Origin of the sequence: Gordonibacter massiliensis (ex Traore et al. 2017) (assembly GCF_019731765.1) — a bacterium.
Taxonomy (GTDB): domain Bacteria; phylum Actinomycetota; class Coriobacteriia; order Coriobacteriales; family Eggerthellaceae; genus Gordonibacter; species Gordonibacter massiliensis.
The window spans coordinates 50,644-65,310 of sequence record NZ_JAASIO010000004.1 but is presented as its reverse complement, the minus strand read 5'-3'; the positions used below and the strand labels follow the sequence as shown (position 1 = coordinate 65,310).

General features: G+C 66.5%; 13 protein-coding genes. 6 read left to right on the top strand and 7 right to left on the bottom strand.

Annotation, left to right across the window (positions count from 1 at the left end; genetic code table 11):
* The first annotated feature begins 87 nt into the window (after window positions 1–87).
* Entirely contained in the window at window positions 88–807 is a 720-nt protein-coding gene (locus tag HCH03_RS06385) for a LytR/AlgR family response regulator transcription factor (protein WP_221688811.1), read from the top strand.
* 231 nt (window positions 808–1,038) lie between these two features.
* On the opposite strand, the gene HCH03_RS06380 is transcribed toward HCH03_RS06385, so the two are convergent.
* Complete coding sequence (locus HCH03_RS06380; protein WP_221688810.1) at window positions 1,039–1,923, bottom strand: methionyl aminopeptidase; 885 nt, start codon at window positions 1,921–1,923, stop codon at window positions 1,039–1,041.
* 240 nt (window positions 1,924–2,163) lie between these two features.
* Here HCH03_RS06380 and HCH03_RS06375 point away from each other — a divergent pair, with 240 nt between their 5' ends.
* Complete coding sequence (locus HCH03_RS06375; RefSeq protein WP_221688809.1) at window positions 2,164–2,988, top strand: hypothetical protein; 825 nt, start codon at window positions 2,164–2,166, stop codon at window positions 2,986–2,988.
* Between the two features lie 36 nt (window positions 2,989–3,024).
* On the opposite strand, the gene HCH03_RS06370 is transcribed toward HCH03_RS06375, so the two are convergent.
* The 6 genes from HCH03_RS06370 to HCH03_RS06345 all read right to left on the bottom strand — a co-directional run bounded on the left by HCH03_RS06370 (window position 3,025) and on the right by HCH03_RS06345 (window position 11,274).
* Window positions 3,025–3,888 carry a DegV family protein gene (locus HCH03_RS06370; protein WP_221688808.1) on the bottom strand — a complete coding sequence of 288 codons (864 nt, stop codon included), beginning with the start codon at window positions 3,886–3,888 and terminating at the stop codon, window positions 3,025–3,027.
* Window positions 3,889–4,004: 116 nt separating this feature from the next.
* On the bottom strand, window positions 4,005–6,482 hold the full coding sequence (gene pheT, locus HCH03_RS06365) for a phenylalanine--tRNA ligase subunit beta (protein ID WP_221688807.1): 2,478 nt from the start codon (window positions 6,480–6,482) through the stop codon (window positions 4,005–4,007).
* Between the two features lie 351 nt (window positions 6,483–6,833).
* Complete coding sequence (gene pheS, locus HCH03_RS06360; RefSeq protein WP_221688806.1) at window positions 6,834–7,895, bottom strand: phenylalanine--tRNA ligase subunit alpha; 1,062 nt, start codon at window positions 7,893–7,895, stop codon at window positions 6,834–6,836.
* 561 nt (window positions 7,896–8,456) lie between these two features.
* A complete protein-coding gene (locus HCH03_RS06355) occupies window positions 8,457–9,653 on the bottom strand; it encodes a coiled-coil domain-containing protein (protein ID WP_246599789.1) in 1,197 nt (398 codons plus the stop codon).
* Window positions 9,654–9,663: 10 nt separating this feature from the next.
* Entirely contained in the window at window positions 9,664–10,785 is a 1,122-nt protein-coding gene (locus tag HCH03_RS16775; protein WP_221688805.1) for a serine hydrolase, read from the bottom strand.
* Between the two features lie 210 nt (window positions 10,786–10,995).
* Window positions 10,996–11,274 carry a hypothetical protein gene (locus HCH03_RS06345; RefSeq protein ID WP_221688804.1) on the bottom strand — a complete coding sequence of 93 codons (279 nt, stop codon included), beginning with the start codon at window positions 11,272–11,274 and terminating at the stop codon, window positions 10,996–10,998.
* 186 nt (window positions 11,275–11,460) lie between these two features.
* Here HCH03_RS06345 and HCH03_RS06340 point away from each other — a divergent pair, with 186 nt between their 5' ends.
* The 4 genes from HCH03_RS06340 (at window position 11,461) to HCH03_RS06325 (ending at window position 14,530) form a co-directional block, all read left to right on the top strand.
* A complete protein-coding gene (locus HCH03_RS06340) occupies window positions 11,461–12,087 on the top strand; it encodes a GNAT family N-acetyltransferase (RefSeq protein WP_221688803.1) in 627 nt (208 codons plus the stop codon).
* Window positions 12,088–12,096: 9 nt separating this feature from the next.
* A complete protein-coding gene (locus HCH03_RS06335) occupies window positions 12,097–13,017 on the top strand; it encodes a helix-turn-helix transcriptional regulator (RefSeq protein ID WP_221688802.1) in 921 nt (306 codons plus the stop codon).
* Between the two features lie 91 nt (window positions 13,018–13,108).
* The gene (locus HCH03_RS06330; RefSeq protein ID WP_221688801.1) at window positions 13,109–13,990 is read left to right on the top strand and encodes a hypothetical protein; all 882 of its coding nucleotides are present in this window, start codon (window positions 13,109–13,111) and stop codon (window positions 13,988–13,990) included.
* Between the two features lie 72 nt (window positions 13,991–14,062).
* A complete protein-coding gene (locus tag HCH03_RS06325; protein ID WP_221688800.1) occupies window positions 14,063–14,530 on the top strand; it encodes a GyrI-like domain-containing protein in 468 nt (155 codons plus the stop codon).
* Window positions 14,531–14,667 lie beyond the last annotated feature (137 nt).

The window sequence follows — 14,667 nt, the reverse complement described above, 5'->3', positions numbered from 1 at the left end:
AAGGAGGCTCGAATGACGCCCCGCACAAGCGATGCGCGCCGTCTAGGCGAGCCTTTTCCTGCCGGCCTGTACCGTAGAAAGAGACCGATGAGAATCGCCATCGTCGACGATTGCACCCATGATGCTGAAACCCTTGAGCAAACGCTGCGCACGCATCTGGAGAAGCGCGGACGCACCTGCGATATCAGCCGCTTCAGCAGCGGCGAAAACCTGTTCGAAGCCCCCGATGCGCTCGCCTACGACCTCGTGTTCCTAGACGTGTACCTGGACGGGGCCAACGGCATCGAGGTGGCCGAACGGCTGCGACGCGAGAACTACCCCGGCCTCATCATCTTCACCACCATATCGAGCGAGCACGCCGTGGACGGCTTCCGCGTGCGCGCGTTCCACTACTTGACCAAGCCCTTCTCACCCGACGACATCGCCGCCGCGCTCGACGAGGCCATCGCGCGCCTGGCCGGCGACGAGACCGTTCTGCGCGTGCACGACGGCGCCACGGCGGTGAACGTGCCGCTGTCGCAGGTGCGCTCCATCACCGCCGACGGGCACTACCTGAACCTCAGCACCGTGAACGGACCGCTGCGCTGGCGCCAGTCCTTCAGCCGGCTCGCAGACCTGGTGGCCCCCTATCCGCAGCTGTTCGTTTGCAACCGGGGCATCATGGTGAACCTCGCCCACGCCGACGACCTCACCGACGACGGCTGCTTCCTCATGGACGACGGCACGAAGCTGCCCGTGCGCCAGGCATCGCGCACCGAAGCACGCAGCCGCTACTTCGACTACCTGTTCTCCCGCGCACGGGGGTAAAGGCGGGCGCGCTCGGACGCTTGCGGGGGGGCACTTCAAAAGCGGACGGACTTTGCAAACCCGAAAACAGGCAGAAATCGCGACTTTGCAAACCCGAAAAGGGGCTGTTTCCGGGACTTTGCAAACCTCACGCGCCGCCAGAAAACGCATTGTCGCCCCAAAGACGCGGTTTTGCTGCGAAAAACGCGTCTTTGGGGCGACAATGCGGGCGCTCGCTGCGGGGAGGGGGGTCTACCAGGATAGCAGCTCGCAGCCGTCCTCGGTGACTACCAGCTGCACTTCCCATTGGGCGGTGTCGCTGCCGTCGGCGGTGCGCACAGTCCAGCCGTTCGGGTCGCTCATGTCGATCTCCTGCGCGCCGGCGTTGATCATGGGCTCGATGGTGAACACGAGGCCCGGCACCAGCACCATGCCCGTGCCCGCCTCGGCCACATGGCTTACGAACGGGTCCTCGTGGAAGTCGAGGCCGATGCCGTGGCCGCCGAACTCGCGCACCACCGAAAAGCCGCACGCGTTCGCATGCGCTTTCACCGCCGCGCCCACGTCGCCCAAGAGGCCCCAGGGCTTCACGGCGGCGATACCCGCCTCCATGGCCTTCTTCGTCTCATCCACCAGGCGCTGGCGCTCCGGCGACACCGCGCCGATGCAGAACATGCGCGACGAGTCGGAATAGTAGCCGTCCAGAATGGTGGAGCAGTCCACGTTCACGATATCGCCCTCTTGCAGCACGTCGTCCTCGGAGGGGATGCCGTGGCACACCACCTCGTTCAGAGAGGTGCACACGCTTTTCGGATAGCCCTCGTAGTTGAGGTCGGCCGGGATGCCGCCGTGCTCCACCGTGTAATCGTGCACCCAGCGGTCGACCTGTTCGGTGGTCACGCCGGGCCCGATGCGCTCGGACACGTAGTCCAGCACACCGATGTTGATGGCCGCGCTGCGCTTGATGCCCTCGATGTCGGCCGCGCTCTTCAACAACGCGCGCTCGGGCACTTCGAAACCCTGCTCGTACAGGCCCTGCAGCCGCTCGTCGAAGTCCAAGTGGCATTTCTTGTACTTGCGCCCGCTGCCGCACCAACACGCGTCGTTGCGGCCGGGCCGTTCTTCACCGTCGTACATGCTGATTCCTTTCGCTCGCGGTCATTGTACCGCTTGTTAGACGGAGCGAACAGGCAGAAGGGAGCGATCCGCCGTTTCCGCAACCGCTTGGAAGGAGAAGCGTACGAAAACCCGACAATTCCACCGGCGAAATCGTGTTACCTGATAATGGCCGGGCAACCGCGCGGCTTCGCCTGCGAACGGTCGTGCCGACCGGGCGCAGGCTACGTGGCGAGAAGCCCCGTCGAAAGGAAGCGCCCTATGCCGCAGCAACCCCGTCTCATCCCGATCGCCTGGTGCTTCGCGCTCGCCCTCGCCTGCGCGACGATCGCGGGGTGCGGCGCCGCCCCTCGGGAAAGCAACGACCCGGACGGCTCCGTTTCGCCCGAACCTTTCGGCGAGCAGGTGACCGACCGCGAAGCCGCCCCTCTTGAAATTGCGGATGGCGCAGACAAGGTCGTTGCGCAGCCCTCATACGGGGTCGACCCCGCCTCGATCGCCTCCGCCTACGACCTCGGAGCCATCCTCTCGCTCGACCCCGCGGAGACCCCCGCAACCCTGGAGCGCCTCGGATTCGAATACGAGATCGGCGTTCCTATTGGGGCTTGGAAGAGCGTGTCCGCCGACACGCCGCTTTCGCCCGCCGACTCGACCACGCGCCTGCATACGGGCGTCGGCGGGGGCGAGACCACGCCCGACCTCATGCTCGAGGGAAGGCGACCCGGGGCTATCAGCATGAACGTGACGGCTCCGCTCGCCAGCGAGGAGGAGGCGGAAACCGTTTGCGCTTCGCTGCTGGAAGCGGCCGGTTGCGAGGGCGAGCTATCGCGCACGGTCGTGGACAACTACCGGTTCAACCGGCACGAAGTCACGCGCATCGGAGCCTGTCCCGAAGGGGGCGCCGGGGTGCTGTGGCGGCTGGATGTTTGGAGCCAGCGGCTGGAAGGCGAGTCCTCCTCGTACAGCTCCACCACGTACTCGCTCGCCTTCTACACGCGCGACGGCGTGCTGAGCTCCGGGGATACGAGCCTGATGGAGGCTATCGGCATATACGAGTCGGCGACGGCCGCATCCGCACAGGGCTGACGCGCGGGGGCTGACGCGCAGAGTCGGCGACTCGCCCTACGCGAACTGGCGCTTCGCGCAGCCGATGCCCAGGGCGCCGGGGCCCACGTGGCAGGCGATGCTCAGAGGCAGGCGGTCGACGTACACGTCGGGCGTGCCGAAATGGGCGCGCACCTCGTCGGCGAACGTTCGGGCGTCCTCGTCGCGGTTCGTGTGCGCCACGTAGAGATGCACGTCGGCCACCTCGCCGAAGCGCTTGGCGATGTCGGCCGCGAGCGCCTTGATCATGGCGCGCTTCGCCGCCTTGAACGTCTTAGCCACCGTGAACGCGTCCAGCTTCTCGCCCTGGATCTGCAGAACCGGCTTGATCTTGAGCACCGAGCCGATGGCCGCCGCAGCCGGCGTGATGCGACCGCTCTTGCGCAGGTGCGCCATGGTGTCCACCATGAGGTAGATGCTGGCGTCGAGCTTCGTGCGCTCCAGCAGCGCGCAGGTTTCAGCGGCCGACTTGCCCTCGCTCACCCAGCGCAGCGCGTCGAGCACCGCCTCGCGCTGCGTGACCGAGATGCGCTGGTTGTCCGCCACGTGCACGCGCCCGCCGCTGCGCTCGGCCAGTTGGCACGCCGTGGCGCACGAGCCGGACAGGCCGCTCGACATGGGGATGTAGACAATCTCGTCGTGCGTTTCGAGCAGCTCCTTCCAACGTCGGCCCAGATCGACGATGGACGGCTGCGACGTGACGATGTCGGCACCGTCCGTTTGGCGCGCGTAGAAACGCCCCGCGTCGAGGTTCACGCCCTCGAAGCACTCCTCGCCGTCCACGACGAAGGGCATGGGCACCACGTACACGCCCAGCCGGTCGGCCTCCTCCTGCATGATGCCGCTGTTGGTGTCCGTGACGACCGCGACGTTCTTCCCCACCTGCTCCACCCTCTCAAACAATGAGCGACGGGATTCCCCGCCGCTCGATGCGGGCGAGCGGCCCCCCGGCCGCATCGCCCGTTTCTCACGCATAGAGACCTATTATGGACGATCTGCTAGCCGCGCACCTCGGCGCCGGTGGCCCCGCACACCTTTTTCACCAAGCGCTCATGAGCCTTGTCCACCTCGTCGCTCGTGAGCGTGCGGTCGGCCGCGCGGTACGTGAGGGCGTAGGCCATCGACTTCTTGCCCGCGCCCACGCGCTTCTCGTCGCGGTACACGTCGAACAGGCGCGCGTCCTCCAGCAGCTTGCCGCCCGCCGAGCTCATGCACTGCACGAGCTTCTCGTGGGACACGCCCTCGTCCACCACGAAGGCCACGTCCATGGACACGGCCGGGAACGACGGGACGTCCACGTAGTCGCGCGCGGGGCGCGACGCCTTCGCGAGCGCCTCCACGTCCAGCTCGAACGCCACCACGGGCGCATCCGCCTCGAAGGCGTCCACGGCCAGCGGGTGCAGCTCGCCCACCCAGCCGAGCACGGTGCCGCCGGAGAGGACCTCGGCCGCGCGTCCGGGCTGCAGGTGCGGGGCCTCGTCGGCGGCGAGCGCCTTGAAGCGCAGCTTCGGCAGCGCCAGCTCGCGCGCCAGGCTCTCGATGACGCCCTTGCCGTCGAAGAAGTCGAAGGCGGCGGGACGGTCGTTCCAGCCCGCGTCGCGCATGGCGCCCGCGAGCACGCCTGCCAGACGGCGGCGCTCCTTGGGCTGCTTGCGGCCTTCGTGCGCGAAGAACACCATGCCCATCTCGTAAAGCTGGACGTTCTTCACGCCGCGGCTCTGGTTGTAGGCCACGCTGCGCAGAAGGCCCGGCACGATGCTCTGGCGCATGACGGACTGGTCGGCGTTCAGCGGGTTGATGAGCTCCACCGGCTCGCCCAGGCCCTCGGGCGCCATGCGCAGGCGGTCGAGGTCGTCCGGCTCGGCGAACGAGTAGGTCATGGTCTCGTTGAGGCCGCTCGCGCGCATGACGTCGTTGACGGTGTCCAGCACGTGCTCCGTGTGCGAGCGCGTGCCCACGCGGCCGGGGCCGCCGGGCAGCGTGGCCGGGATGCGGTCCATGCCCCACAGGCGCAGCACTTCCTCGTACAGGTCTATCTCGCGCTCGAGGTCGGGACGGAACGTGGGGGCGACCACGGCCAGCACGTCGGCGTCGCCCGCCGGGTCGTCACTCACCGTGCAGCCGAGGCGCGCCAGGATGTCGGCGATGTCGGCGCGCGGGATGTCGGCGCCCATCATGGCGCAGAAGCGCGGGATACGGAAGCGCAGGTCGCAAGGCGTGGAAGGTGCCGGCCACTCGTCCACGATGCCGTCGTCGTTGCCTGCGGCGGCGCACACCGTGCCGCCGGCCACCTCCACCATGAGCGCCGCGGCTGCGGCCGAGCGCTCCGCGATGCCGTGGTCGTCCACGCCGCGCTCGTAGCGCATGGAGCTCTCGCTGAACAGGCCCAGGTTGCGGCTCGTGCGGCTCGTGCGGCCGGGCTCGAACGTGGCGGCCTCCAGAAGGATGTCCACCGTCTCGTCCGTGACCTCGGTGTCCAGCCCGCCCATGACGCCCGCGAGCGCCACCGCGCCCAGCTCCGGCGTGGATATCACCGTCATGTCGGACGTGAGCTCGCGGTCCTCGCCGTCGAGCGTCGTCAGGCGCTCGCCGTCTTGCGCCTCACGCACCACGATGTGCGCGAGGCCGTCGGCGTTCTTCAGCTTGGCCAGGTCGAACGCGTGCAGCGGCTGGCCGAACAGGAACAGGATGTAGTTCGTCACGTCCACGATGTTGTTGATGGAGCGCTGGCCGATGGCCGCCAGGCGCTCGACCATCCAGTCGGGGCTGGGGCCCACCTTGCATCCGCGGATGACGCGCGCCGTGTAGCGCGGGCAGCGCACCGCGTCGTCGATGGTGATCTTCACCTGCTCGTCCACGGGCGTCGCGGCGGCGTCCAGCTCCAGCTTCGCCGCCATGTCCGCAAGCGGGCTCGCGTAGTCGGCGCGGTACATGGCGCCCACCTCGCGCGCCATGCCCACCATGGAGAGGCAGTCGGGGCGGTTCGGCGTGATCTCCAGGTCGAGCACCGTGTCGGCCAGCTTCAGGTAGTCGGCGATGGGCATGCCCACCGGCGCGTCCTCGGGCAGCACCATGATGCCGGAGTGGTCGCCGGAAAGCCCCAGCTCGCGGCCGGAGCAGCACATGCCGCTGCTGGCCACGCCGCGCAGCTTCGACTTCTTGATCTTGAAGTCGCCGGGCAGCACCGCGCCCACGCAAGCCACCGGCACCTTGATGCCGGCCGCGATGTTCGGCGCGCCGCACACGATCTGCACCGGCTCGCCGGCGCCCACGTCAACCGTCACCACGTGCATGTGGTCGCTGTCGGGGTGCGGCTCGCACGTTTCCACGAACCCCACGCACACGCCGTCGAGCGCCGCGCCGGTCTTCTCGACCGCCTCCACGCCCGTGCCCGTCAGATCGAGCCGGTCGCAGAACGCCTTCGTGTCCGCCGGCACGTCCACATACTCAGAGAGCCATTTGAGTGATACTTTCATCGTTCGCTTCCTATCCTTGATGCGCACAGGGTGCATATTACTTCCGTTCGCATGCGCGCTTTCGCGCCGCACGGGATCCTTCGACTACGCGCTTCGCGCTCCGCTCAGGATGACAAAGCGCAGTTCCGCCGAAACGGGCGATCAGGAGATCGCCCCTACGGGGCCTTCCTCTCACCAAGCGCTTGTCTGCCTGAACGCCCCCCAGCACCGGTGATAAGCGCACCCGTGCTTCATGCAACGCTGTCCATCGTGCGAAGGCGCAGGCGGGGCGGGGCCCACCAAGCGAGTTCCGCAGCGCAGCGAGGACTGTTTGAGCGACTGGGCTCCGCCCCGCCTGCGCCGCCAGAAACCCTAAAACTGCCGCAGGAAGCGCATGTCGCCTTCCAGCAGCATGCGCAGGTCGGGCACGTTGTACTTCAGGCAGGCGATGCGCTCCACTCCCATGCCGAACGCGAAACCGGAGTACTTCTCCGGGTCGATGCCCGACATGGACAGCACGTTGGGGTCCACCATGCCGCAGCCGAGGATCTCCAGCCAGCCGGTGCCCTTGCACATGCGGCAGCCTTCGCCGTGGCAGATGCCGCAGCTCACGTCCACCTCGGCCGACGGCTCCGTGAACGGGAAGTAGTGGGCGCGGAAGCGCGTCTTGCGCTCCTCGCCGAACACCTGCTTGCACAGGTAGTCGAGCGTGCCCTTCAGGTCGCCGAACGTGATGCCCTCGTCCACCACCAGGCCCTCGATCTGGTGGAACTGCGGAAGGTGGCTGGGGTCGGCCACGTCGCGGCGGTACACCTTGCCCGGGGCGATCACGTAGATGGGCAGCTCGCGGTCCTCCATCGCGTGCACCTGCACGCCCGAGGTCTGGGTGCGCAGCAGCACGTCGGACTCGCCGCGCACGCTGGACGCCTCGCCCGAGCGATCGACCACGTAGAACGTGTCGGCCAAGCCGCGGCTGGGATGGTCGGCCGGGGCGTTCAGCGCCTCGAAGTTGTAGTAGTCGGTCTCCACCTCGGGGCCGTGGGCCACCGTGTAGCCCAGGCCGAGGAATATCTCGGAGATCTCGTCGGTGATGGCGTTGATGAGATGGCGCGTGCCCATCTGCTGGGCGCGGCCCGGCAGCGTCACGTCCACGGCGGCCGCGTCGATGGCGGCGGCCAGCTCGGCGGCGTCGAGGGCCGCCTTGCGCGCGGCCAGCGCCTCCTCCACGGCGGCGCGCACCTCGTTCACCGTCTTGCCCACCTGGGCGCGCTCTTCCTTGGCCACCTGGCCCATGCTGCGCAGATGCGCCGTCAGCGTGCCGGCCTTGCCCAGCACCCCGATGCGCACCTGCTCGAGCGCGGCCGTGTCGGCCGCCTGTGCGATGCGGGCGAGCGTCTGCTCGCGCAGCGCCGCCACCTCGTCCACGATACCCATGTCCTCGCGCTTCCTTTCCGTCTCTTCCCCGCGCCGCCTGCGGCGGACGCACACAAAAAAGAGCCTTCTCTCGCCTTGGTTCGCTGGGGATTGCTCCCCGATCCAAGGACGAGAGAAGGCTCTCGCGGTACCACCTCGGTTGACGGCCGCTCATGCGTCCGCCCGCTCGTTTCGCCCTGTGACGGGAGCGCCCGTCGCGTCCTACTTGGCGTCTCGGCGCGCAAGGCGCACCGTCCGCGTTCAAACGCGCTGCTCGGAAGGGAATCGCCGTCCTGGTCGTCCGGGTGCTTTCAGCCGGTGGCACCCGTCTCTGGTGACAACCGCGTCGCACGGCGCTGTCTTCGTCGTCGCATGTAACCGTGAAGTGTAGCACACATCCGATGCTGTGCGCAAAAGGGGCTCATAGCATCGAAAGCGCGGTTTCGTTGGTTTTGTAGGGTGCTGGCTTTGCCCTTGCCGCTCAACAAGGTGTTTTTCCGCAGGTAGACGGCAAGGGCAGATGCCCGTGCCCTACGACGCGATCGCCGAAAGCGCGCTTTCGCCGGCTTTTGATACGCCTAATTACAGGAACCGGTAGTTCACCGTGCGCAGGCCCCAGTCGTTGCACGACGAGAAGCCGAAGGCCTTCCACACGCCGGGCTGCAGATCGAGCGAACGGCTGCCGCCGCCCATGTAGCCGCAGTCGTTCACGGTGGCGAGCACGGTCATGCCCATGTAGGATATCTCGACGGTGCGGCCGTAATATTGCCAGTACCGGGGCCACGCCATGGGCACGGCCACGCCCATGGACCAGTCGTCGCACGTGTCGCCGGTGGCCGTGGTGCCGGGGTTGGGCGTGTAGGGGTCGGTGGAACCGCCGTAAGCGGAGGCAACGCCCGTCGACCAGCCTATTCCCGGGTCGGGCGTCGGCTCCGGATCGGGCGTCGGCGAGGGGGTCGGGTCGGGCTCGGGCTGCTGCACCTGGTCGCCGGGGCGCATGGTGTTGGTGTTCGATTCCTCAACGGCCACCGGCTCGCTCACCCCGCCCTGGGCCTCCGCCTCCTCGGCCTTCCGTTGGAGCTCCTCGATGACGGAAGCGTACTCACTCTGCGCCCCTTGCAGCTGGGATGACGCGGCCGTCACCGTCTGCTCGGCCTCCGCCTTCTTCTCCTCGAGCTCGGCGAGCTTCTTGTCCTGCTCGTCTTTCTGCGCGTTCAGATCCTCGATGAGCGCGTCGAAGCGCTCGGAGCGTTCTTTTTGCGCCGCTATCTCGTCGGATTGATAGCGCATCACGGCGGAGAGGTAGAAGAGGTTGCGCACGAACTCGTCGAAGTCCTGCGAGTCCAGCAGCACCGAGACGAGCGATTGCGCGGAGCCGCCGCGGTATTCGTAGGCGGCGGCCTTGCCGAGGGCGGAACGGCCTTCGATGAGCTCCTGCTGGGCCGCCATGGCCTGGGCGGTGGTCTCGTCGATGCGTTGCTGCAAATCGGCGACCTCCTGCGCGAGCGCCGCATGGTCGGCCGAGATGCCCTGCATCTGCGACTCGGCACCGTCAAGTGCGCCCTGCGCCTCTTCGACGGCCTTTTGGGCCTCGGCCGCCGCGGCGTCGTCGGGCGCGTCTTCGGCCCAAGACGCTTGCGGGCCCAGCCCGCTGACGAGTGCCGCGGCGAGAACGCAGCTCAGCACGGCGCGGGCGGCCGTCCGCCCGGCCCCTCGTGCACGGCTCGTCGCGCCGGAGGGTTCGAGGTCCCGTGCGATCGTGTGCGTGTTCGGTTCCATAGGTGGGTCCTTAAGCTGCAAGCAGCCGGTCGTGCGCCTCGTCGAGCGCTGCGATCAGGTTCGTGATGAGCGGTTCGTTGTCGGTGAAGTACTCGTCGTCGTAATCGGCATCGGACATGACGGCCAAGAGGTAGTCGCCGGACGCGGGCTTCACGATGCCCGCGTCGTTGAGCGCGCCCATAGCGTACCACGGGGTGTCGATCTCGTAGCCCGCCTTCGCGAGCACCTGATGGTCGGCCCCGAGCGTCCGGCGGATGAACGAGGTGCCCGTTTGCGCGAACAGCTCCTCGCACAGGGCAGCCTGCCCGCTGCCGCTCCTCAGGTACTTGCCCACGCCCAGCCAAAGCTTGGCCAGGTCGCGCGGCGTGTAGTACGGGTACCACTCGCCGCCCCAGGCTGCGGCGTCGACCCCGGTGGCAGCCGCCCACTCGTCGAAACCGGCGCCGTAGTCGTCGCGCAGAAGCGCATAGCCCGTGTTGTCGGAATACACGATGGTGTTGGTGAGCACGGTCTGCAGATCGTAGGTGCTCGCATCGTCGGTGGCCATGATGCCGGTGCCGTCCATGACGATGTCCTCGAACACCTCGTCGGTCAAAGCCGCCCGGCCCTCGTCGACGAGCGCCTGCGCCACGTAGGTGACGAACGGGGCCTTGATGGTGCTGGCCGAGAAGCACTCGAAATCGGCGTTGCAGCCCAAACCCCGCTGCGTGGCGAAATCGTACACGACGAAACCGGCCTCGTATCCCGCCTCGCGGAAGGCGTCGAGCGCCGCGGCGACGCCGGGCACCTCGGACGCGTCCACCGTGCGCTGGGAACCCGACGCGTCGAACAGGTTCACGTCGCCCGAGCCGGAAGCGGCGTCGAGCGCCGAGGGGGCCACCACGGCCGCCTCGGCGCTGGGAGTCGGAGCGGCAGAAGCCTCGGCGTCTGCGGCGGGCGCCGCATCGTCGACCGCCGTGCCCAACGACGGGGTCGGCTCCTCGAGACGGTCGGCGGTGGCGCCCAGCGCGGTGGCGATCCCGAAGAACGCCACGACGCCGCACAGGACGGGAACGGCGACCTTCGACCAGCCGGGCAGGTGCCGCACCCGCCGGCGAAGCCGGCGCAATCCCGCGCTCACGTCGATCGCCACGTCGCCTCACCCCTTTCCGTCGCATCGCTTCCGCCTCGCGCCCCGAGCGCATGCCCCGAGCGCAACACGCCGCCTTGACGGCGGCGCGTTCGAAGTTTTTCTGTTTCGAGTATTCCGTAACGGCCCGACAACGGCAAGACGACGCGCGCGAACAACACAACAGCGCCACGGTCTGACCGCAACGTTTCCGCACGCGGCGGAAAGGAACCGTCACTCGTCGTCGAGGTCCTCTTCCAGTTTCGCGATACGGCGTTTCGCCAGGTGGTAATAGGCAAACAGCGCCAAGAACACCAGAAGTCCGGCTTGCAGCCCCATGACAACGCCGACCACGTTCGCAGAGGCTACCTGTCGCAAGCGCGCGCCCGAAGTCGCGAAAATCACCGCTGTGAAGCGATTTCGGCGCCTTGGAAAGCCTTCGCCGATTCCGCAGCCGCCATCTTCGCGTGTTCTATACACGTTATCCCAGGTCGCGAAGAACGGGTGCGGCAATTATCGTATCTCTGAGCTTCACAGCGGTGATTTTCGTGTCTTCGAGCACCGTTCGCGTGCATGTTGCAGCTCCTTGCCAAGGATCGGCGCGAACCCGCTCGTGGTAGTATGGGGCTGCGTGGATCGACGCAGCGCGCGCGACCTACGCGACCCGCCTTCCCGCTCCGGCCTGAAAGGATCGAACCGATGGACCCCTCCCCACGCGAGACCTGCATGAGCGTGCGACTCGCGACACTCGACGATGCGGAATCCATGCGCGCGGTGTACGCGCCGTACGTCGAGGCGCCCGTCACCTTCGACACCGCGGCGCCCTCCCCTGCGGAGTTCTCCGCGCGCATGGCCGACGCGATGCGCGCCTACCCGTGCCTCGCCCTCGAGCAGAGCGGACGCATCGTCGGGTTCGCGTACGCGCACGCCCAGGCCAGCCGGGCGGCCTACCGGTGGAACGCAGAGCTGTCGGTGTACCTCGAGCAAAGCGCGACCGGCTGCGGTCGGGGACGCGCGTTGTACGACGCGCTGCTGGAGCTGCTGCGCGCGCAGGGCATGAAAAGCGCGTACGGCTTGGTGACGCTGCCGAACGCGGCAAGCGAGCGCCTGCATGAGGCCTTCGGGTTCAAGCGTTGCTGGGTGCAGCCACACGCCGGCTGGAAGGCGGGCGCATGGCACGACGTGGCCTGGTACGTGAAGGAGCTCGCCCCCTTCGACGACGATCCGGCGGATCCCGTGCCGTTCGACGAGCTGGCCCGCACGCGCCTCGACTTCGTGCGGCAGGTCCTCGCGAACGCGGGCGCCGCGCTCGCCCACCGCGCGTAGGGGTCGGCCATGCAGCCCCAGCGCCTGTTCGAGATCGTGTATCTGCTGATGGAACGCTCGCCGCGCCCCGCAGGCGAGCTGGCGGCGCGCCTCGAGGTGTCCGAGCGCACGGTGCGCCGCGACGTGGACGCGCTCTCGGCCGCGGGCGTTCCGGTGTACATGACGCGCGGCAAGGGCGGCGGCGTGCACCTCATGGACGGCTACGTGCTGGACCGCTCGGTGCTGAGCGAGCGCGAGCAGGACGACATCATGGCCGCGCTCTCGGCGCTCAACCGCACGGGAGCCGCCGACGAGGCGAGCGACGAGACGGCCGCGCGCCTGGGGCGCCTGTTCCAGCGCGAGAACGTGGACTGGCTGGACATGGACTTCTCGTTCTGGGGCGCGCCGCCGAACTACCGCGCCGCGTTCGACACCATCCGCGACGCCACCATCGGGCGGCATCCGCTGTCGTTCGCCTACTTCGACGCCGCGGGCAACCGCACCGAGCGCACGGTGGAACCCGCCCAGCTCATGTTCAAGGAATCGTCGTGGTACCTGCGCGCATGGTGCCGCGAGCGGGATGCGTGGCGCCTGTTCAAGCTGTTCCGCATCGACTGGGAGACGTTGCGTGCGCTGCCGGAGACGTTTCAGGCTCGCGAGCTGCCCGCGCTGGACGAGGGCGGTCATATGAGGGGCACCGATCGGCTGGTCATGCGCTTCGCCGCGCAAGCGGAGTCCCGCGTCCGCGAGGAGTTCGCGCCCGAGACGATCACGCGCGAGGCCGACGGCAGCTGGCGCGTGACCCTCGCATGCGACATCACCGAGCGCACGCACTACTACCTGCTGTCGTTCGGCCCCCTGCTGGAAGTGCTCGAACCGCCCGACGTCCGCGCCTGGCTGCGCGAGCAAGCGACGGCCGTGGTAGGCGTATACGAATCTCGCGAAAATTGAATTCTTGATGATATCTTAATTCTTTTGCTTCTTAGTCATAATATTAATAGCCTAGCATATCGGTAATCCGACCCTCACGGAGGAACTACCCATGGACTCCAATATTGCGCCATCGATGCTCAGCATCATTGCAGGCATTATCAGCGTCGTCGGCGCGGTTTTAACCTTTTTAAAAGACGGACGCGCGGGGTTGTTCAGCCAAAAAGCCAGCTTCTTGAAAAGACAGTTTGCCGACATTCCTCAAAACGTCACATCCCCAAGTTACGAATTCCTCGTCTCGCATTACGAACTCCTTCAATATGATCGGTTTGCAAAGAAACTTGGAAAGGAGCACAGCGGACGGTACATTTCGCTTTCCACTATCAATACCGTATTTATGCTACTTTTCTTGTACTTATCAGTCACTTTTCTATTTGTTGCAGCGACGCAGAGTAGCTCGATTCCACAGGCTCTTTGGTTAGGAATCGCAACCGTCTCCGGAATCGGCTGGATTTTTTTCTACGTCTTGATGGCAGCCAATCTTCCCGTCTGGGCAATGAGGGAAACGTTGCACGGGAGACGAAAAACAAAAGAGTCACGCAAGTCTGGCTATTACGCGACATTCGAACAAGCCGCCAACATGGCTCGAGAAAACAACTCGTTTCTCTTCGTTGACGCGCGGCCCGAAAGCGTATCCGACAAAAAGCCTTTGCACGGAGCCTTCCGCTTATCAAGTAACCAGCGAGTCGCAGAAGGATCCATAGAAGCCGCCTCGGACGCAAACGACATCCAAGCTGCCATATCAAGTAAGGATGAGCCCGTCTTCGTCCTCTCGGAATACGGAGTCGAGAGCCACCTAATCGTGTCCATGCTCCGCAAAAATGGGTATTTCAGAGCATTCGATCTCGGAGGAGTCGCAAGCACGCTCGTACTCGCGAAGCGTCTAGCCTTCGAGCTAGAATTCATCCGTTCAATTCCAAAGTCTTTGACGTAACCGGACACGCCCTGTCCGGTAGCGTTCGGTATCGTGTCTTTCGTCAACGCAACCTAACGAGAGGACACTGCCATGAACTACGAAATCGTCGAGCTTCCCGCGCGCACCGTCGTCGGGCCCACCGTGCGCGCCTCCAACAACTCGCCGGAGGAAGGCGCCGTCATCGGCCAGCTCTGGCAGCGCTTCATGGGCGAGGGCATGGACCGCTCTATCCCCGAGACGCGCGTGGAGCCCTACGGCTGCTTCGGTCTGTATTACGACTACGACATGGACGACATGAGCTATAAGATGCTCGTGGGCTGCGAGTCCGACGCCGACGCGCCCGAGGGCATGGAGGCGCAGGCCATCGCCGCCGGCCGCTATGCGAAGATCGCCATCCGCGGTGGCGACTGCGTTGCCAGCGTCCAGAAAGCATGGGAGGACATCTGGGCCGACGAGGAGCTCACGGCGCAGCGCGCGTTCACCGTGGACTTCGAAGCCTACCTGCCGGGCGAGGACATGTCCTGCGCCGACATCGACGTGTTCGTGGCGCTGAAATAGCTCGCCGCGGTTGCTTGCCGAAGCGGCGAGGCACGTTTCGGCAAGCCCGAAGCGCGCCTCGCCGCTCGCTCTTCGGCAAGCTCCGGACGAGGCAACCGACGGTTGCTTGACGGAATCCGGAGCGCATGGTTCCATGG

Excerpts from the sequence above, each read along its gene's own strand:
- HCH03_RS06385 (WP_221688811.1), top strand. The coding sequence starts at position 88 with ATGAGAATCGCCATCGTCGACGATTGCACCCATGATGCTGAAACCCTT.
- pheT (WP_221688807.1), bottom strand. The coding sequence starts at position 6,482 with ATGAAAGTATCACTCAAATGGCTCTCTGAGTATGTGGACGTGCCGGCG.
- HCH03_RS06380 (WP_221688810.1), bottom strand. The coding sequence starts at position 1,923 with ATGTACGACGGTGAAGAACGGCCCGGCCGCAACGACGCGTGTTGGTGC.
- HCH03_RS06375 (WP_221688809.1), top strand. The coding sequence starts at position 2,164 with ATGCCGCAGCAACCCCGTCTCATCCCGATCGCCTGGTGCTTCGCGCTC.
- pheS (WP_221688806.1), bottom strand. The coding sequence starts at position 7,895 with ATGGGTATCGTGGACGAGGTGGCGGCGCTGCGCGAGCAGACGCTCGCC.
- HCH03_RS06340 (WP_221688803.1), top strand. The coding sequence starts at position 11,461 with ATGGACCCCTCCCCACGCGAGACCTGCATGAGCGTGCGACTCGCGACA.
- HCH03_RS06355 (WP_246599789.1), bottom strand. The coding sequence starts at position 9,653 with ATGGAACCGAACACGCACACGATCGCACGGGACCTCGAACCCTCCGGC.
- HCH03_RS06335 (WP_221688802.1), top strand. The coding sequence starts at position 12,097 with ATGCAGCCCCAGCGCCTGTTCGAGATCGTGTATCTGCTGATGGAACGC.
- HCH03_RS06330 (WP_221688801.1), top strand. The coding sequence starts at position 13,109 with ATGGACTCCAATATTGCGCCATCGATGCTCAGCATCATTGCAGGCATT.
- HCH03_RS06325 (WP_221688800.1), top strand. The coding sequence starts at position 14,063 with ATGAACTACGAAATCGTCGAGCTTCCCGCGCGCACCGTCGTCGGGCCC.